The organism is Paenibacillus sp. Y930 (assembly GCF_056786375.1).
In genome coordinates, this window is record NZ_JBXCIX010000014.1 from 1 (window position 1) to 18,832 (window position 18,832).

Consider the following 18,832-nt stretch of genomic DNA (forward strand, 5'->3'; position numbering starts at 1 on the left):
CATCTAATTTATCTTCTCGACTAAATTTGGCCATAAAAAAATGCACCTCCAATTGTTAGACTGTGTCTAACAATTGGGGTGCACTGCAATCTCATTCGGTTTATTTGCTGTTATATGATATGAAAGATAGAAAAATTATATTATAGATCAATGAAAAAAAATGTACAGGGAAAAAGGCTGCAATTGTGGAATAACACAGTTAGTAATGATTAACATTCTATCTTGTCCAATCGTTCTCAAGAATGCCTCGATATAACTAAATCTTCCTCATAAAGGCCTTGTCCGTAGAAAATAAACACGCTTATACCATTCAAAGCTAAATCAACTGATATGTCACAGATTGCTTCCAATGTAATAACTGACTTGATTTTGATAATAAAACCGTCAGAAGAGAATTTATATATGTAAACATTTCTTTTGGGATGATAAAACGATTAATTATACTATCAATTATGTAGTATAATTTAGCTCCTCTTTCTGTAAGAATGCTTTTACAAGATTTTTTTCTTGTATATAGTGATCTATTTATTTGAATAACCTGTTATAATATTACATTAGGGAATTTTAACAGTGAATGTATGGAGGAATATTATGCGTATTAAAACAAGACTTATTCTTGTTACTTTAATTCTAATAGTGTCGCTTATTGGAATTGGAGGATTTTCAACCTGGTTATTATCTGAAAATCTAAAGAATAATGCAGAGTTAAATAATTTAACGGAGATGCAAAAAGTTTCTAAACAGATTCAATATCGATTAGCTGGACTTTCGAATGACGAAAGAGCATTGCTATTAACTAGTGATCAAACATATGCTAATCAAATTAAAGAGAAGTCAGCAGAGGTTTATAAACAATTAGATAAACTATCTGAGTTATCAAGTAACTCTTCAGAACGACAAGTGATTGAAGCGATAAAAGGAAATTATGAAGAATTTTGGACTCAAAGCCAGTTAGTAATGCAAAATATTGTAATTAACCCAGCAGAGGCAGAAAAAATTCACTTTGGAGAAGAACGTAGAATTCGCAAGGAAGTTCTGGATCCCTCGTTTAATAGTTTTATTGAGCAGCTAGATAACAAAACTGTAGAAATAAGTACAAGTTTAGCATCTCAATCTGAACAAAACCAATTTATTTTGCTAGCCGTTTCATTAGGTTCAACTATTATTGGACTGATTTTAGTTCTAATTCTTCTCAGAGCAATCTTAGTACCTTTGCGCCAGTTGAAAGAACAAATGAATGCTGTTGCTAATGGCAACGGTGATTTAACTCAAACTATACAGGTGAAAAACAATGATGAGTTAGGTGAAGTTGCTACTTCGTTTAACCAATTTCTATTTTCTTTAAGAGAAATGATTACACAGATTAGTATTTCATCTTCTCAAGCGGCTGCCTCTTCGGAGGAATTCTCTGCTAGTGCAGAGGAGTCAAAACTTACATCAATTCAAATAGCAGAGAATGTACAGGATGTTTCTATTAGTATGAATGAACAATCATCTGTTGTAAATGAAAGTTCTATAGCCATAGAGCAATCTCTACAAAGATTGCAAAAAATGACATTATATACAGCTGAGGTTACGGAGGAAGCAATGGGCGTTAGTATTCAAGCTGATAATGGAGAGAAATCAGTAGGAAACATAGTTTCTTTTATGGATGTTATTCAACAATCGGTAGGAGAAACAGATAAAAATATTAATTCTCTAGCAGAAGATGCTCTAAAAATAGGAGAAATTACAAAAATCATTAATGATATCGCGGATCAAACTAATTTACTTGCTTTAAATGCAGCTATTGAAGCTGCTAGAGCTGGAATACATGGGAAAGGATTTGCTGTTGTTGCAGAAGAGGTTCGTAAACTTTCTGAGCAATCAAGTAGCTCTGTTAATGAAATTCGAAAACTGATTACGCATATCCAAGAGACAACAAATGAAACTGTTAAAACTATTGAAGCTGTTAAAATAAATGTTGAAACCGGTGCGCAGTTAACCTCAGAAACATCTGTGCAATTTAAAGAAATAATACATTCGATTGCACGTGTATTTGGAAAAGTACAAGAAATAGCTACTTCTTCAGAGAAAATAACGGATGATTTCACAATGGTGACACATAAATACGATAGAGTTTCCTTATTGTTCAAGAAAAATTCTGAAAGTACTCATGAAATAGCTGCAGCAACTGAAGAGCAGCTCGCATCGATGGAAGAAATCCAAACAACTGGGCAATCATTAACGAAGGTTTCGGATGCGCTAAATGAGATGGTACATCGGTTTAAAGTATAATTTTTTGTGAAAAGACTTCTCTTCAATGTAAAATCGAAGGGAAGTCTTTTCATTGATAGTGATAAATCTATATATAGAAATTGTAGGGAGCCAATTAAATTAAAATGTATAATAAAAAAAATGTAAGCAGAATGCTTTTTGTTTAAATTTAATTTTATCTCTCCTAAATTTAATTTTAAGATTTTCTCCAGCTCTTCCCCTACTTCGCACGGAACGTGATAGTTTCCCATCATTCCGCGTTCCATCTAGCGATGGTATTATTAATTATAAGTTTCAAGTTCCTCTTGTTGATTTGGGGTCAGGAAATTAAGACCACTGTGTCTGTGCTCTTGATTATACCAACATACGAAGGATAATACCCACGTTCTGGCTTCGGTTAATGCCATGAATCCCTTGGCTGGATAGTTCGGACGATACTTACAGGTTCTAAAGATAGACTTCGCATAAGGATTGTCATTACTGACCCTTGGACGGCTTCGCGATGGTGTGATCCCTAACTGATAAAGCGTTTCTAATAAAGATGAGCCTTTCATAGGACTCCCATTGTTTGAGTGTAAAACAAGTGGCTGTGTTGACCGCATGCGCTGTTCAGATAAGATGCCTCGTCTGACAAGTACACTTGCATGTTCAGCGGGTTTTTTCTACCAAATCTCCCAGGCAACTAACTTTCTACTATATAAGTCTAGAATGAGATACAGATAGAAAAGGATCCCTTTCGCTGGTCCAGGCAGCCAAGTAATATCCCACATCCACACTTGGCTTGGCCCAGTGGCACAATGGGTAGAGATCAGTTTGGTCTGTGGCTTTTCTTTCGTCGTCGCTTTTCCAACGTTGCAACGTTCTTTGGTTAATCCCTAATTCTTTACAAGCGAGTGATTCTCTTGCTCCACTACCAACAGCTTCTTTGATCAACATCATAGCGGTATTGCGATCTGAGACACTGATCAGTCGTCCTCGTTGTCCCCCCAGATCGCACTGGCCTTTTTTCTGAGCACGAGAAGGGCAGCCGTTTCAGCAAGAGCTGTTTCCTTTGCTAGCGTGTTTACAGATTCATTCGTTGGTGGCATCATTCTTTTGACGATGGAGTATTTAAATTCTTCGCTAAATCTGGCCATAGTGTTTGCTCCTCTTCTAAAACTTCTATGCTAACTTTACTAGTTTAAGAGGTCTATGACAACTAGCCTAACACAGGGGGATAACGAGCAAGGCTACGGTTTTAGACCAATGTAATTTTAGAGAGTAGTAAAACTGGTATTTGAAAAGCCTCGGAAAGGAAGTTGGACATGCAATATTATGCGATAACTAAATATAATCGCTCGAAGGTCGATCCATTTGCGGTTATTCGCCTCGAAAATGGAATAATTGAGATCTTTATTAATGGAGAATGGGCCATAACCACTGCGTACGATAGCATCTTCAATGGAAATTTTAACGAATATGAATTGATTACGGAATCAGAGGCAAATAATTTAATAGAATCAAAATAAAAGCACTCACGCATCGATTGCGAGGGTGCTTATTCTACCAATTAATCGATTTTTCTTACAGCGAACCATAGTTCGACATAGTTAAGCTCATCTTTGCCGCCATAGATTTCGAACTCCATGTCGCCAACTATTTCATATCCCGCGGTAGGTAGCCATTCTGAGTAGAATCTTCGGTATAACGTCTCGATGGCGGTATCAAATGTATCCCATGTGAATGGATCGGAAGGGAATATCGCCCAAGTATGAGAGGGAATCGTAACGGTAGTATATCCTTCTGTGTTACTAGACGAATTATTAAATGCACAAAGCATATACGGGAAAGTGTTATCTTCAGTTTTTCTATAGCTACAGACGGCATGTACCTTATATGAATCCTGACTTACAAAAGCAGGTAAGTCACCTGAATTGGCAGCAAGTCTCTCAACTTCACCATTTGCATGACTTTGCCCCCAGAACTGAGCAGGCGTATCTATTGCTTCGCTACCTCCATTGGTTTGAAACACTCTTTCCATGCCAAACACTTGAAAAGACTCCTTTGTCTCGATCCGATAATTCATCGCTTCTGCTCCTTTAATTGTAATAAGGAAGGAGAGCCGAGGATAAGCTTTGAGCGCAATCCCAACTTGGCGAGCCTTTGCAGGTGTAACGCCATGCACTAATTGAAATGCTCGCGCGAAAGATACGGGCGATTCATAGCCATATTTCATAGCTATATCGATTACTTTACTATCGTCGCTGTTTTGGAATTCAAGTGCAGCTAGAGTAAGTCGTCTACGCCGAATATATTCCGCAAGCGTTACATTGGTAATGAATGAAAACATTCTTTGGAACTCATGCGAAGAACAGCAAGCTTTATGAGCTACTTCGGTTAGTTCAATCTCTCCACATAAATTCATCTCGATATAATCCATTGCCCGATTCATTCGTGTAAGCCAATCCATCTGATCCCCTCCTCTTAAAGAAAGTATAAAGAAGTAAAAGCATCGTTTCGCAACTAATTGTGCACAACTAAGTTGTTATAGTCGTAATACTTACTCTAATTATTATAACATTGAAGGGAATATGGCTATAGCATCGAATAATTGCAATGGGAATCTTTGTTTTTTATTTTCTATAACATTAAGAAAGCAGTGAACATTATGAAATTAAAGCAATCTATATTACTACTCGTTATTTTATCTATATTAATGGTAGGTTGTTCATCTAAGAATAATCGAATCGTTTACAAAGGTGAGAGTGAGAACTGGCTAGCAACGTATACTATTAGCAAATCACCTAATAATAAATATTTTGATGTAGTTTGGCAATTTATCTATGTTGGAAAGAGTAAACCCAAAGATAGTCTAATGACTTATGAAATTACGAGTCAACATGTAAATATTAAAGCTGATATTAATTTATTAGGAGATAGAATAAGAAGTTCAAGTTCAACGAATAACTATGATGAAAATGAAACCATACACGTAATGATACATATGGATGGTAAAGAGGAAATGTTGACCCTCATAACTGGAGTAAATGAAAAGTGATTTTATAATGTAGTAGCACTGAAACCACAAAACTCAAAAAAAATCCGCTTCTTGTGCAATGGTGCACGGAGCGGATTTTTCAATATTAATCTGAACTAAAGCATTTTTATAACATAGTTTTGAAATAGAACAACTGATGGTGATAATGTGTTTTTACTTTTTCTGCATAAGCTGCTGCAACTGCTCTTCTACTAAAGCATTCCGTTGCTGCTGTTTCGTATCAATAGCTTCGGTACTAGATCGATTGTATTCATTGGGGAGTATACTTCTTAGCTCGTGCTGTGCCTCCCATTCCATCACTTTTCGCTCGATTCGCTCAAAGCCTTTGACAGACGGGCTGTCTTGCAGATTATATGATGATTTATCATGCGTCTGGCGCACGCGGGTAATTAGCTCGGTACGCTTTGCTTGCAGCTTTACCTTTTCTTCATTTAATGCTTCAATATGCAATTCCAGATCAAGTGCTGCTTCTCTCGCAAGTTTAATGAGAGGTACTGTTTCATCAGCTTGCTCCTGATACTGTAGTTTGGCTTCGAGCGCTGCACGCGCTTCAACTTCACGTGCTTCGGCTGCGGCCTGCACTGCCTTTTTCTCATACATGGCAGCGTAGCTGCTTAGCTCATCATGCTTGCCTAGCAATATTCGTTCTTCAACTTGCTGCTGGAGCACTCCGCGCTCTGCTACTGCAATTTTCTCATCCAAATCTCTTAAATAGTGATTCATCATCGTTTCGGGGTTTTCTAATTTATCTAACCATTCATTCGTTGTGGCCTTCGTCAGCTGTACTACTCGTTGTAAAATTCCCATTGTCCAATTCTCCTTTTGTGTGCTCTGTATTAGTAATGATAGTTTGTAAATTGATTATTGCTGAAAGGCGCTTTCGGTACGATCAGTGCTGCCACAAAGTAACATAGAGCTACAGTACCAAAGCTGCACAATGCAGCAATAACAACTAATACACGTACGATAGTCGGATCAATACCGAACCATTCAGCGATACCTCCACATAAACCTGTTAGCTTGCTATCTGTTGTTGAGCGATATAATTTTTTCATTGTCGATCATCCTTTCGTGTCTTTGCTTATAATGTAATTGTATATGGGATAGCAAATGTTAGTAACGTTCCTAAGTCTATTTGTACTACTGGTCTTTGGATTGGGAGATACCACGACGAGAGGCGGGGATTTTGCTCAGCTTCCTGAATATAGTATTTTGATACCGAAGGGAATATCGAAGAAATGGGGAATATGAATTATAATCGGTATATCTTACAAATAACACCAATAGGAGTACAGAATAAAGCTAAATTATCGAATGGATCAGCAGAATGCTATGTTATGATTAATCCACATAGAACTACTATAAAGGAGCAGCGTAATGACTCATATATTATACATAGAGGATGAACAAGAGATTGGTAGCTTAGTATCACAGCAATTAGTCGATCGTGGTTATGAGGTAACGTGGCTACAATCGGGTGAAGGTGCGGAGAGCCATGTGGATCAGGTCGATCTCGTTATACTTGATGTGATGCTACCAGGGTTGGACGGTTTTTCGATCGGGAAAAGATTGAAGAAAGCTAGCGATTCGCTGCCTATTCTAATGCTATCTGCTAGAACGGCGATGGAGGATAAGATCGAGGGGCTCAGCTTTGCGGATGATTATATTACGAAGCCATTTCATTTGGACGAATTAATAGCGCGAATTGAAGTATTGCTGCGTCGTTTTCAGAAGCAGGAACAAATACTTCTCATTCAGCATTTACAAATTAATACGAAGGATATAAGCATTACGAATACGTTGACGAACGAAGAAATTCAATTGACGGGTAAGCAGTTTTTCTTATTTCAATGTTTCATTCGCCATCTCAATCAAATTTTATCCAAAAACCAGTTATATGAGCAAGTATGGGGAGAAATTTATATTGAGGGTGACAAAACATTAATGGTACATATTCGTTACTTAAGAGAAAAAATTGAAGTTGATCCATCGAGTCCAACTATTATCGAAACGATTCGCGGTATCGGATATCGGGTGAAGCAATGAGAAAACTATTTGGCTCGCTACAAGCAAAATATATGCTGCTCATTATTTCTGCGATTGCCATCGTTCAATTTGCATATTTATTGAGTGCAATACTTATGACAACGATACAGGAGCAAATGGAGAATTCCAACTCTAATCGGGCTAACTATCAACAAATAGAAAATAGTTGGCATAAAGATATTAATGAACTTACTGAGATTGATAGCGAAGCGATGGATAGGTTATTTTCAAAATGGTCTAGTGCTTATCCAGAAAGTTCAATGTTTTCGGTAGACGGGCAGGGCAATTTAACTAGTAGCTGGCAGCTCAATTGGGATGTGCCTGCTTACTGGACGAGCTCGTATACTGTTTCTTTTATGAAAGAACGCTATGGTGGCGAACCGTTTACGGTCGTTGCGCTCGTAAATGATGATGCTACGCATGGATTTGCTGTGCTTGAAATTCCTCGCTCGGCATTCGATCCGCCTTTAAGGAAAATATATGATCAGTACGGACAATGGCTCATGATAGGTGTGGTCATCATCATTATGCTCTTTATTGTCATCTCTTATCTATTTTTCAGAAGTATTCGCAAACGGTTATTGTATTTACAGAAGGCGATGAATAACCGCAATAGTGATGGTCTCCCTATTCCAATATCGATTAGTAAATCAGATGAGATTGGTCAATTGGAGAATGCTTTTAACCATATGGTAATGGAACTGAATGAAAGTAAGCTTCGTGAGCAGGAAGAGGGACGAATTCGTCAGGAGCTTATTGCTAATTTATCGCATGATCTAAGAACACCGTTAACTAAAATTCAGTCAAATGCCTATTCGTTAACGAAGTTAGATTTGCCAATTGAAAGTAAACAAGCAGTACATTCCTTGCAACGTTCGGTAGAACAGATTGATTCGTTAATTGAGAACTTAATGTCCTATACACTATTAATGAGTCATAAATATCGGTTAGAGATGAAGGATGTTCATATGATACGCTTTTTGCGGGAGCATATAGCTACTTGGTATGCGTCCTTTGAGAAAGCAGGTTTTGAGATAGATGTTTCACTTGACGGAATGCAGGAATTTGTATGGCAGGCTGACCCAATCTGGTTAGGTAGAATTATGGATAATCTATTTCAAAATGTATTACGACATGCGAGTAGTGGACGCTATATTGGATTAAAGGTGGTAGCTGAACCTAACTATGATGCCATTATTATCGTTGATCATGGCGGTGGTATGGATAATCCAACGAACGAAAGCGGAGCGGGGATTGGTCTCTCTATCGTAGATATGATGGTTAACGGCATGAATTTGTCATGGTCTATGGAGTCCAATGAACAGGGTTTAACAATAGAAATCCGCAAAGTCGTTCATCCGGTTTGTCTGGTAACAGGAGGTCAATATGACAATCAGAAAGTACGGAAATGACAGAGAGCGTTTTCAGAAAGATTTAATGAATTTGATGGTACCAATAGAAGGTGGGACTGTTGAATTACGCGATTATATTAATATGAATAAATGGCTTAGTTCAGATTACACTTTATCAGACCCTGGAAGAGGAAGTGATAAAAACGTTATTACATGGACTGAAACGATTAAACCCTTCTATGTAATGAAGTATCTGGTAACACAGCATTTGTATCATTATGTCATGCATGAAGAAGAAGTAGAAGCGAATGTGAATAACCTGCCAATTACGGAAGTTTCGTGGTTGGATTCGCTTGTCTTTTGTAACGCATTGTCCAGAATACTTGGCAGGACGGAGTGCTACACAATTACAGATGAAAGTGAAAACACTATATATAACAATAAAGCGAATGGCTTTCGATTACTAACAGATGGTGAATGGCAGTATGCGTGCAAAGCGGGAACTAAGGGATATCGCTATGAAGAAATTGGTAAGATTGCATGGTATCAAGAAAACTCTAATGGATCAGCTCATCAAGTCGGAAAACTGCTTCCTAATCCATGGAATGTTTACGACATGATCGGTAATGTCTGGGAATGGTGCTGGGATCTATACGATACTGAACGATATGGGAACTATAGAATCTTCCGAGGAGGCAGTTGGGCTGAAGTTGAAAATAATTGTGGTTCTACGATTAGAAGGAAAAGCATGCCTGATTTCAAGATAGATGACCTTGGCTTTAGAATAGCACTTACTAAACTATGAGAACACGACATCGAGCATTGGATTATGCTCAGCAGAGGAACAGATCGAGAAGTTTAACATGTAAGTGATATGGTACGAATTTACGTAACTGATATATTGGTGCATGAAATGCTAGGTTAAGATAGTTCAATTACTTTACGATAGGAATTGAAAGGAGGCAATACTATGGATTTGCTTACAAAAATGAATGATGCAATTTCGTATATTGAGGCTCGTTTGGATAATGATATTTCATATGATAAATTAGCTCAAATCGCTTGTTGCTCAACGTATCATTTTCAGCGTATGTTCCCATTTATAACTGGTGTGTCGCTATCAGAATATATTCGACGTCGTCGCCTAACTTTAGCAGCATTTGAGTTACAAGCGACGAATGTTAAAGTGATTGATGTAGCGATAAAGTACGGGTACGACTCACCAGAAGCATTCGCAAGGGCGTTCAAGCAACAACACGGCATTGTACCAATGGCGGCAAGAGAAGATGGTCATACACTGAAAGCATATCCTCGATTGACCTTTCACATTTCTATTAAAGGGGATGAAGTTATGAATTATCGAATTGAACAAAGAGAAGAATTTGAAATGTTTGGCGTATTTACTGAAGTAAGTGCTGATCAACAACAGGCATTTGTTGAGGTACCAAAGTTTAGACAACAATGTGATGATGACTTAAGTGTAGATGAAATGAATGATATACTTGGTCGTTTTCCAGACACCATGTTGCATGCAGCTCTTTATGACCATACTCCAGAAACTTTTAAGTATATGATTTGCTATCATAAGCCAAAAGGATCAGCTATTTCAGAAAAATTTACAACATTAACTGTACCAGCTATGACTTGGGCGATTTTCCCGGAGCCAATCTGTGATCACTTACAGAAGCTATGGGTACGTATTTATTCAGAGTGGTTTGCAACGTCGGAGTATGAACAAGTAGAAGGTCCATCTTTTGAAATGTTATATGGCATGGCAAACAACAACAGTAGTGAAATATGGATACCAGTTAAAAAAAGAGTTTAATTTTAAATTAAGTAGAGTTTATGAAGTAATGAAAAAAAGACACATTTTATGGAGGCCACTGAAAATCTAACGATTTTAATTTCATGAACGAGCTACAAACCAAAGAAAGGCTGATTCCATTCGATTTGAATGAAATTCAGCCTTTCCAGGACCTTTGGATATTGGCAGATGACTTCTTCTCTTTCAACGGCATCGATCACTTTCTGGCAATAGGTCAATTCATCTATTATTTCATTTGTCGTTGATTTTGGCGGGAATTTCTCTTTCATCGTTTCATCGTTTTGATAGACTGCTTTACGAAGTAATTTCGATTTTTCCATCAAAAATTCTATTGGGGATTGCTGATTATATCTCGCTTTCGTGTGTGTGGCATCCACAATGATCGATTTGCTCTTGATGATTTCTTTTTCCAACGCAATTTCCACTGTTTTTGAATGAGCATGTCGAGCAGGTTTATATCTTTTAGGCGGAGTTTACGAAACTTCGTTAATGAACTTGGATTAATGACCTGTTCTTCCGGCGCCATATCCAAGAAATATTTAAGGGACATGTCGTACTTCGAACGCTCTACGACATCTACGGCCGAAAGATCAAAGATAGATTTCAGCAACAAATATTTAAACATCCGAATAGGAGGCACGGCATTACGACCATTGTCCAAGCAATAATTTATTTGTAATTCATCATGAATAAATGAAAAATCTACAAGGTCATTGATTTGACGCAGCATATTATCTTTAGGGACTACGATGTCGTATATGCCCATATATGGACTAAGGTTTAAGCTTTGTTGGTTTGAAATCATTCCTGCCACCGCCTGTTTATTGTTACCTCTATTATACAAGAAGACAGGATACTCTTCCGCATTAAATGCAGATATGAGTATCCTGTTTTTAATTAAAGGACTTTTTCAGTGGCCTCGTCCTAGTAAAGGGTACAAGCGCCAAGGATAAGAAAAAGGTTATGCGGAAAGGCTTTGACCCTTTTTACATAACCCTTTGCCGAAATACGAGAATCTCAACGCCTTCTTCGAAATTTGCGATCATGTTACGTTATACTTTACACAGTTGTTACCAATTAGCTGAATGACGTGCTTGATAAAAATCATCCAGTAAAGATACATGTAAATAATCATTACCAAATAAAATATTACAGGAATTTGAGTGTTTCTTCGGAATCTGATGCCATCTGCAACATTTGGCTTTCAATCATCGTCTATTTATATAATTACCTAAATTTTCAATGAATATCCCAACATACTAAAAATATTAATTATTGACTAAAAAGGAATATAATAGTATATCGGTGAAGCTTACAAAAAAAGGAGGAATAGGAATATGTCACTTAATAAAATGACCAGTGCAATCTTAGGATCCATTGCACTCACTATTGCATTGATTGCAGCCCCCCCCTCTGCCAACGCTGCACTTCTCGGATGGGATCTTGTTGACAGCGGAAAAAATCTGGATTGGGACGGTAACACGCAATACACCGCTAGCGTTAGCACTGCCGTAAGCACTTGGAATGGATATAAGCCTGGTGTAATTAGACCTGACACCATTTTTATCGTTGAAGATGTTTATCTCAGTGATTTCAATGAAGTATCTACTACTATGGGAGTAACAAGCTCTGCCGGTACTATTAAGTTTAACGATTATCACTATTCCGGCATGACGCCAGTTCAGCGCGTCAAGACGACAACACACGAGTTTGGCCACGCCCTGGGGCTCGACCACACTTCAGGATCTTCGGATATTATGCAACAAGGGAAACTCTCAATTATAAGCTTATCCTCAACGGATAAAACATCGTACGACGCCGCTTACAGCAATTATTAAAGAGAAGGGGAGTGTTATTATGAAGAGAACATTAACAGGGATTGTCCTTGCGACCACTCTGGTCCTCGGTGCATGCTCGAGCAACCCAAGTATAATTGACAAGAGTCAACTGCCGATCGAGACTCTACAGGGATCGTACAGCATTAATGTAGAAAATATTAATGAAATAATCGGAGATGCTGATTACATCTTTGTCGCTAAAGTCAATTCCGAAGTGGAGACGATATACAAAAACCCCGTTACCATCGAAACAGAGTCTGGAACAAAGGAAATAAAGGATCCCTATACCAAATATTCAATCACGGTAATCGACAACATTAAAGGCAAACTTAAAAAGAACACCGAGTTTGAAATTCTGAAAAATGGTGGAATTACCCAGGACCGGAAATCTGTTGTGGTGTTTGAGAACGACAAGCTCCTTGAAGTCGATAAATATCATATCATCGCCGGTTATACTCAACCTGATGGAAGTCTACTAGTATCTGGACCCAACTCAAGTATCATCCTCCTTGCCACTAGCAAGGAAGAGATCGTATCATCGACGGAATATAAAAATTACCAGAAGGCCGTTAAAAATGAAGTTAAAACAGACCGGAAGAGATTCAAATCTTCTTTTGAAGAATAGCTAACTCATTAAAGCAAAGCTGCCAAGAATGAAATTATCCCCTTTCAGTAGACAGTGCAGAAAAGCACACTATAGTCTACTGAGAGGCCACTGAAAATCCCACGATTTTAATTTCATGAATATGGTACAAACCAAAAAAAGGCTGATTTCATTCGAATTTGATGAAAACAGCCTTTTTTCTGTGCTAGGTTAGCCTATTTTTACTTCATTAACTTTATAATTCTTTTTAGATTAACAGTGAATATGGTTACTGCGCCTTGCATTTGCATGCCTAATAGACCTGAGGTATCGGCTAAATCATACCCGTGTCTGTGTTTCAGTTCACTATTTTCCGCTTCGATCTTATAGCGTTCTTCGTTCATTGCGATATGTGTTTTATAACCAAAGAAGGAGGAATCCGCCGTTTTGTGTCCTACACGCGCGTCCGTATCATTTGAAAGCTGTAATTGCTCGTTATGATCCACGACGATTTCTTTCAAATGATTCAGCCTTTCCAGGACCTTTGGATATTGGCAAATGACTTCTTCTCTTTCATCGTTTCATCGATTTGATAGACTGCTTTGCGAAGCAACTTCGATTTTTCCATCAAAAATTCTTTTGGGGATTGCTGATTATATCTCGCTTTCGTGTGTGTCGCATCTACAATGATCTATTTACTCTTAATGATTTCTTTTTCTAATGCGATTTCTATTGTTTTTTGAATGAGCATGTCAAGCAGATTTATATCTTTCAAACGGAGTTTGCGAAACTTCGTTAGCGAGCTTGTGTTAATCACTTGTTCTTCTGGCGCCATATCCAAAAAATATTTAAGGGACATGTCATATTTCGAACGCTCTACGACATCTACGTCCGAAAGATCAAAGATCGATTTCAGCAACAAACATTTAAACATCCGAATAGGAGGCACGGCATTACGACCATTGTCCAAACAGTAATTCACTTGTAATTCATCATGAATAAATGAAAAATCTACAAGATCATTGATTTGACGCAGCATATTATCTTTAGGGACTACGATGTCGTATATGCCCATAAATGGACTAAGGTTTAGAGTTTGTTGGTTTGAAATCATTCCTGCCACCGCCTGTTTAGAATTAAATGACTTTTTCAGTGGCCTCATTTTATGGATGCGTCTTTTTTTCTTATATAAAGTATCCCCAGTATATTAGATATTTCCATTATTAATAATTGATTATTGATCACAGCTAGCAAATCTCACTTGCAATCACCACGGTGAAACGCAAGTGTACGTAGTTGGTACACGCTGCCCTACAATGTTTCTGCAAGAAACATACATGAGAAGCTTATGCTAATCTCCCAAGTTCGCTTCATATTCGATGCCGAGTAAACTACGTAGCCATTTATCGTTATCAAAGTCCGCGTTTTTAAACAAAACTTAACCTTTGGCTCCACCTCAATTTAACCTTGACTCTCTATACTAGGTAAAGAGGTGAGAGACATGGAATATATTATAGAGACAAAGCAATTATCAAAAACATTTGGCCGAGAAAAAGCAGTAAATAGTATAAATATGTGCATTAAAAAAGGTGAAATCTATGGTTTTCTTGGTCCGAATGGAGCGGGGAAAACGACTACGATACGAATGTTATTAGGCTTAATGAAAGCATCTTCAGGAAGTATTCAAGTTTTCGGCAAAGATATTACGAAAAATAAGCTAGAAATACTACGTAACATTGGTTCGCTAGTGGAGAATCCTTCGTATTATCCTCATTTGACCGCATATGAGAATTTGGAAGTTATTCGTAAAGTAGTTAATGTACCAAAGGCTCGTATTGATGAAGTATTAGAAATTGTAAGGCTTTCAGATGTTAAGCGCAAGAAGGTTAAAGGATTTTCGCTGGGGATGAAGCAAAGATTAGGAATTGCAGCAGCTTTATTACATCAGCCGAAGCTATTAATTTTGGATGAGCCGACAAATGGACTTGATCCAGCAGGCATTATTGAAATTCGTGAGCTTATTAAAAGCTTGCCAGCCAAGTACGGGATGACCGTGCTTATCTCAAGTCATTTATTATCAGAAATTGATCAAATGGCTACTTCGGTAGGAGTAGTGTCAAAGGGTGAGCTTGTATTTCAAGATTCGATTGGGCAAATGCGCCAAATAGCAAAATCAAAAATCATTATCCAATGTAGTGATGTTATGGCAGCTAGCGAGCGGATACAAGGACTAGATATACCGTTAGAGGTTGCTGGGGATCGTATTCATTTGCCCCAGCCAACGGATCAATGTGTAGCTAATGTAGTGAGTACATTAGTACATAGTGGACATCAAATATACCGTGTTGAAGAAGTGAAACGCTCACTTGAAGACATCTTCCTGCAAATGACTGAAAAGGGGCAGAGACGATGATAACCCAATTGTTACGCGCTGAATGGCTGAAAATTAAGCGTAAAGGCTTATGGTTTCTCGCTCTATTAGGTCCCATTGGCGTTGTTGCCTTGCAAATGGTCAATTACGGTGTGCGAAAGGATTATTTATTAGCACAAAGTGACGATGATTGGGGTTATTATTTATCTAATGTAGGGGGCTTTACTCCAATGGCGTTAATATTAGGTCTAGTCATTCTCACGTCTCTTATAGCAAGTATCGAAAATGAATCAAACGGATGGAAGCAGTGGATCGCACTGCCTATCTCGAAAATGAGCGTCTATGCTTCTAAGTTTATAATCGTTGCTATGCTTTTATTCGTCTCATCATGCGTACTTACTGTTCTAACGCTGCTATATGGCAGGACATTAGAGCTAGGTGAAAATATCCCATGGTTACAACTACTATTGAATAGCTTCTACCCTTATCTAGCGTCTCTAGCTTTAGTTGGACTTCATCTATGGATCGCCATAATTAGTCAGCATCAAGGCGTAACGATAACGATAGGCATTATGGGCGTCATTATATGTATGATGTCTTATTATTTACCAGATTGGGTCATATGGAAGTGGCCTACGTTAATGAATGATTGGAATAATCCATTGATTAATGTAGCTCTCGGTGTAGGCGCAGCGATCATTCTATTAGTTATCGGCATGTGGGATTTCAATAGAAGGGATGTGGCCTAAGTGGTGAATTTGCTAAAAGCGGAATGGTATAAGCTACGAAAAACTAATATTATTCCTTTCATATTAGTTGGTCCATTACTCGTGTTAGCTATTGCTTGGAATATTGAGTTGGACATGGAAGGCACTGAAGGTTTTCAATATATTTATACTTCTATGATGGTTAACCTCGTATATGCTGTAATGTTTCTTCCCTTAATGACGGGTGTACTGGCCGCGATCATATGCAGATATGAGCATCAGGCGGGAGGGTGGAAACAATTATTCGCCTTACCAACGACTAGAGGGAAAGTATATGTTTCTAAATTCGTAATCATTATTGGCATTACCCTTATTATGCAGTTACTCTATGCACTTGTATTGCTTTTCGTAGGGTTAATGAAGGATTATGGAGAACCATTCCCAATGATACTTATCGTGAAGAGCATCTTTGGAGGTTGGGTAGCTACATTACCTCTCATTGCACTGCAATTATGGCTATCTACATTATTTAAGTCTTTTGCTGCCCCATTTGCGGTTAATGTTATTTTCACTATCCCTACCATTCTAGTCATGAATTCAGAGAAGTTTGCTCCATATTATCCTTGGGCGCAGCCATTTGCCATGATGTACATCGCAGAGGATAAGCAGGATGTGTTTTTCATACCATGGGAGCAATTGCTGACGGTTGTAGGTGGTAGTTTTGTTGTTTTCTTCCTAATAGGCTATATATACCTACAAAGAAAAGAAGTTTAAGAGGTAGTTCAAAAAGTGGACTTTGATAACGATGACTCGCTCCGTAGGTTAATCGGCATCGAATATAAAGCGAACTTGGGAAGTACGGTTCGCGTGTACCAACTACGTACACTTGCGCTTCCGCCTTCCTCAAGTAGCGCTTGATCTTCTTGACTTTCGAAAGCCCACTTTTTGAACCTTTATTGGAATGGGAAGTTCAAAAAGCACGACTATGATCACGATGATTGGCTAACGTAGCTTACTCGACGTCGAATATGCCCCCATCTAAATACAAGCGAACATCTCAACACGAAGATGTTCGCTTGTGTTTTTTTGTATGTTATTACGATACGATGCCATAGAGTTACTCGTTTCGTCAATTTCCGGGGAAATATTTCTAGAAATTGATTGGTGTATAATAGAAGATAGCTACAAAAAATAAGGAGATTGAGGTTGAATGATGAAAACTATAACATTTGAAGATACATATATACTTGGATACATCGTAAATGATAGTGAACAGTACTGCCAATATCATTACCCTGAGATGTTGTGCCGTTATGATAGTAATTTCATAGCGTTAAAGCAGATGCCAACGTTAATCGCATTCCGTCAGCTGGAACAATCATTACAGGCTTTTCATCGAGCGCATGGTCAGCAACATCTTAAATTCATCTTCCCACCTAATAAAATCATGTCCGATGAGATTGCTAATTATATGAAGACAGAGGAATATGATATTGGTTTTGTGGAGTTATATGCGATTGAGCCTAAGAAATTTTCAGTCGCGAAACATTCATCGATCGATGTACAGCTTGTCTCAGATACTAATATGGAGGCATTTTTGCAACTGCAATATGAAGAGGATCTGAAATATGGCGAAACCTTTGCAAAAGAGAAGCAAGAATTATTACGGCGCCAATTTGATGATGGGAGTAAGCTGCAAATGATTGCATACTATGAAGGTAATCCAGCTGGCTGTATTGAAGTGATTGAACGAGATAAGACAGTAGAAATCGATAATTTTTTTGTTGCTAAATTATTTCGATATCACGGAGTTGGCGGACAAATTCAGCGATTTGTTATGGAGCTGTTCGTGGATAAAACGGTTATTTTACTGGCTGACGGTGAGGATACAGCGAGGGAAATGTATCAGAAGCAGGGATATGAATATTTAGGATTTCGCTACGATGGTTTAAAGGTTGAGCAATAATGGCTATTACAAAATAGCTTGTTAAGTGGGAACGGTTAGAAAATTTAAGGAAACTATGCTATGATAAGCTACTGTGCTCTGATCGATACAGACTACAATAAATTATCATTATAATTAAAACCGGAGGCAACTATGACTACACAATCAAAACAATCGGTAAAAATCATTACAGCAGATCCAAGCGCAATTGGTCTATTTGGTTTGGCTATCGTAACGCTTGTTGCATCATCGCAAAAGCTTGGCCTTACATCAGGACTCAGTTTCGTAATTCCTTGGGCTATTTTTCTTGGGGCATTTGCCCAGTTGTTTGCAGCTATTCAAGATGCGAAACATAATAATACATTTGGCATGACGGCTTTTGCAGCTTATGGCTTCTTCTGGCTTGGGGTAGCCAGTAGTTGGTTAATCCAACTAGGTGTTTTCGGCCCGCTATTGACGGCCGATATTGATGGTAAGCAGCTAGGTTTCGCTTTTCTTGGATATTTGATCTTCACATTATTTATGACGATAGGCGCTATGGAAACACATAAAGTACTATTTATTATTTTTGTGTTAATCGATTTTCTTTTCTTAGGATTGACATTAGATGCATTTGGAGTGGCACCTCATATATTCCATACTATTGCAGCTTATGCTGAACTGGGAATTGCTATCATGTCCCTATATGGATGTGGGGCATCTGTTCTAAATGTTCATTTTGGGCGTAGTTTTCTACCTCTTGGTTCACCCTATGGAATTTTTAAAAATAAAGAAGTCAGCTAACTTATCTTAGCTGTTTGATAGGAACTTCTTATACCTCTACTAGTAGTGGTATAAGAGGTTCTTTTTCTATTGGTACAACGGATGATCAT

General features: G+C 38.0%; 19 protein-coding genes and 2 pseudogenes. 14 read left to right on the plus strand and 7 right to left on the minus strand.

Going from position 1 to position 18,832, the window contains the following annotated elements:
- Positions 1-591 precede the first annotated feature (591 nt).
- Complete coding sequence (locus tag AC1TO5_RS20590) at positions 592-2,277, plus strand: methyl-accepting chemotaxis protein (RefSeq protein ID WP_482064716.1); 1,686 nt, start codon at positions 592-594, stop codon at positions 2,275-2,277.
- Positions 2,278-2,537: 260 nt separating this feature from the next.
- On the opposite strand, the gene AC1TO5_RS20595 is transcribed toward AC1TO5_RS20590, so the two are convergent.
- Entirely contained in the window at positions 2,538-2,858 is a 321-nt protein-coding gene (locus AC1TO5_RS20595) for a transposase (RefSeq protein WP_482064717.1), read from the minus strand.
- A 363-nt stretch (positions 2,859-3,221) separates the two neighbouring features.
- A complete protein-coding gene (locus AC1TO5_RS20600; protein WP_482064718.1) occupies positions 3,222-3,392 on the minus strand; it encodes a hypothetical protein in 171 nt (56 codons plus the stop codon).
- A 168-nt stretch (positions 3,393-3,560) separates the two neighbouring features.
- On the opposite strand from AC1TO5_RS20600, the gene AC1TO5_RS20605 reads away from it, so the two are divergent.
- The gene (locus tag AC1TO5_RS20605; RefSeq protein ID WP_482064719.1) at positions 3,561-3,764 is read left to right on the plus strand and encodes a hypothetical protein; all 204 of its coding nucleotides are present in this window, start codon (positions 3,561-3,563) and stop codon (positions 3,762-3,764) included.
- A gap of 41 nt (positions 3,765-3,805) precedes the next feature.
- Here AC1TO5_RS20605 and AC1TO5_RS20610 read toward each other — a convergent pair whose 3' ends face one another.
- The gene (locus AC1TO5_RS20610; protein WP_482064720.1) at positions 3,806-4,705 is read right to left on the minus strand and encodes an AraC family transcriptional regulator; all 900 of its coding nucleotides are present in this window, start codon (positions 4,703-4,705) and stop codon (positions 3,806-3,808) included.
- Between the two features lie 198 nt (positions 4,706-4,903).
- On the opposite strand from AC1TO5_RS20610, the gene AC1TO5_RS20615 reads away from it, so the two are divergent.
- A complete protein-coding gene (locus AC1TO5_RS20615) occupies positions 4,904-5,293 on the plus strand; it encodes a hypothetical protein (protein ID WP_482064721.1) in 390 nt (129 codons plus the stop codon).
- A 153-nt stretch (positions 5,294-5,446) separates the two neighbouring features.
- Here the strand turns inward: AC1TO5_RS20615 and AC1TO5_RS20620 are convergent, their stop codons facing one another.
- Positions 5,447-6,100: a PspA/IM30 family protein gene (locus AC1TO5_RS20620; protein ID WP_482064722.1), complete on the minus strand. Its 654-nt coding sequence runs from the start codon at positions 6,098-6,100 to the stop codon at positions 5,447-5,449.
- Between the two features lie 29 nt (positions 6,101-6,129).
- Complete coding sequence (locus AC1TO5_RS20625; RefSeq protein WP_482064723.1) at positions 6,130-6,348, minus strand: PspC domain-containing protein; 219 nt, start codon at positions 6,346-6,348, stop codon at positions 6,130-6,132.
- Positions 6,349-6,670: 322 nt separating this feature from the next.
- Here AC1TO5_RS20625 and AC1TO5_RS20630 point away from each other — a divergent pair, with 322 nt between their 5' ends.
- The 4 genes from AC1TO5_RS20630 to AC1TO5_RS20645 all read left to right on the plus strand — a co-directional run bounded on the left by AC1TO5_RS20630 (position 6,671) and on the right by AC1TO5_RS20645 (position 10,516).
- Positions 6,671-7,339, plus strand: coding sequence for a response regulator transcription factor (locus tag AC1TO5_RS20630; RefSeq protein WP_482064724.1), 669 nt, complete (start codon positions 6,671-6,673; stop codon positions 7,337-7,339).
- Entirely contained in the window at positions 7,336-8,751 is a 1,416-nt protein-coding gene (locus AC1TO5_RS20635) for a sensor histidine kinase (protein ID WP_482064725.1), read from the plus strand. The genes AC1TO5_RS20630 and AC1TO5_RS20635 overlap by 4 nt, the downstream gene beginning before the upstream one ends.
- A complete protein-coding gene (locus AC1TO5_RS20640; protein ID WP_482064726.1) occupies positions 8,726-9,496 on the plus strand; it encodes a formylglycine-generating enzyme family protein in 771 nt (256 codons plus the stop codon). The genes AC1TO5_RS20635 and AC1TO5_RS20640 overlap by 26 nt, the downstream gene beginning before the upstream one ends.
- Positions 9,497-9,661: 165 nt before the next feature.
- Entirely contained in the window at positions 9,662-10,516 is an 855-nt protein-coding gene (locus AC1TO5_RS20645) for an AraC family transcriptional regulator (protein WP_482064727.1), read from the plus strand.
- Between the two features lie 125 nt (positions 10,517-10,641).
- Here AC1TO5_RS20645 and AC1TO5_RS20650 read toward each other — a convergent pair.
- Positions 10,642-11,321, minus strand: a pseudogene (locus AC1TO5_RS20650) (transposase); the annotation flags it as partial.
- A gap of 532 nt (positions 11,322-11,853) precedes the next feature.
- Between AC1TO5_RS20650 and AC1TO5_RS20655 the strand changes: the two are divergent.
- Together AC1TO5_RS20655 and AC1TO5_RS20660 are read left to right on the plus strand one after the other, a co-directional pair.
- A complete protein-coding gene (locus tag AC1TO5_RS20655; protein WP_482064728.1) occupies positions 11,854-12,354 on the plus strand; it encodes a matrixin family metalloprotease in 501 nt (166 codons plus the stop codon).
- Between the two features lie 19 nt (positions 12,355-12,373).
- Entirely contained in the window at positions 12,374-12,979 is a 606-nt protein-coding gene (locus AC1TO5_RS20660) for a cell surface protein (RefSeq protein WP_482064729.1), read from the plus strand.
- A gap of 347 nt (positions 12,980-13,326) precedes the next feature.
- On the opposite strand, the pseudogene AC1TO5_RS20665 reads toward AC1TO5_RS20660, so the two are convergent.
- Positions 13,327-14,051 (minus strand): annotated as a pseudogene (locus AC1TO5_RS20665) (transposase); the annotation flags it as partial.
- A 387-nt stretch (positions 14,052-14,438) separates the two neighbouring features.
- On the opposite strand from AC1TO5_RS20665, the gene AC1TO5_RS20670 reads away from it, so the two are divergent.
- The 5 genes from AC1TO5_RS20670 to AC1TO5_RS20690 all read left to right on the plus strand — a co-directional run bounded on the left by AC1TO5_RS20670 (position 14,439) and on the right by AC1TO5_RS20690 (position 18,743).
- Complete coding sequence (locus AC1TO5_RS20670) at positions 14,439-15,350, plus strand: ABC transporter ATP-binding protein (RefSeq protein WP_482064730.1); 912 nt, start codon at positions 14,439-14,441, stop codon at positions 15,348-15,350.
- Complete coding sequence (locus AC1TO5_RS20675; protein WP_482064731.1) at positions 15,347-16,057, plus strand: ABC transporter permease; 711 nt, start codon at positions 15,347-15,349, stop codon at positions 16,055-16,057. Before AC1TO5_RS20670 ends, AC1TO5_RS20675 begins: the two co-directional genes overlap by 4 nt.
- Positions 16,058-16,789 carry an ABC transporter permease gene (locus AC1TO5_RS20680; protein WP_482064732.1) on the plus strand — a complete coding sequence of 244 codons (732 nt, stop codon included), beginning with the start codon at positions 16,058-16,060 and terminating at the stop codon, positions 16,787-16,789.
- 436 nt (positions 16,790-17,225) lie between these two features.
- On the plus strand, positions 17,226-17,981 hold the full coding sequence (locus AC1TO5_RS20685; protein WP_482064733.1) for a GNAT family N-acetyltransferase: 756 nt from the start codon (positions 17,226-17,228) through the stop codon (positions 17,979-17,981).
- 132 nt (positions 17,982-18,113) lie between these two features.
- Positions 18,114-18,743 (plus strand): acetate uptake transporter, encoded by a 630-nt coding sequence (locus tag AC1TO5_RS20690; protein WP_482064734.1) that lies wholly within the window; start codon positions 18,114-18,116, stop codon positions 18,741-18,743.
- The last annotated feature ends 89 nt before the right edge of the window (positions 18,744-18,832 follow it).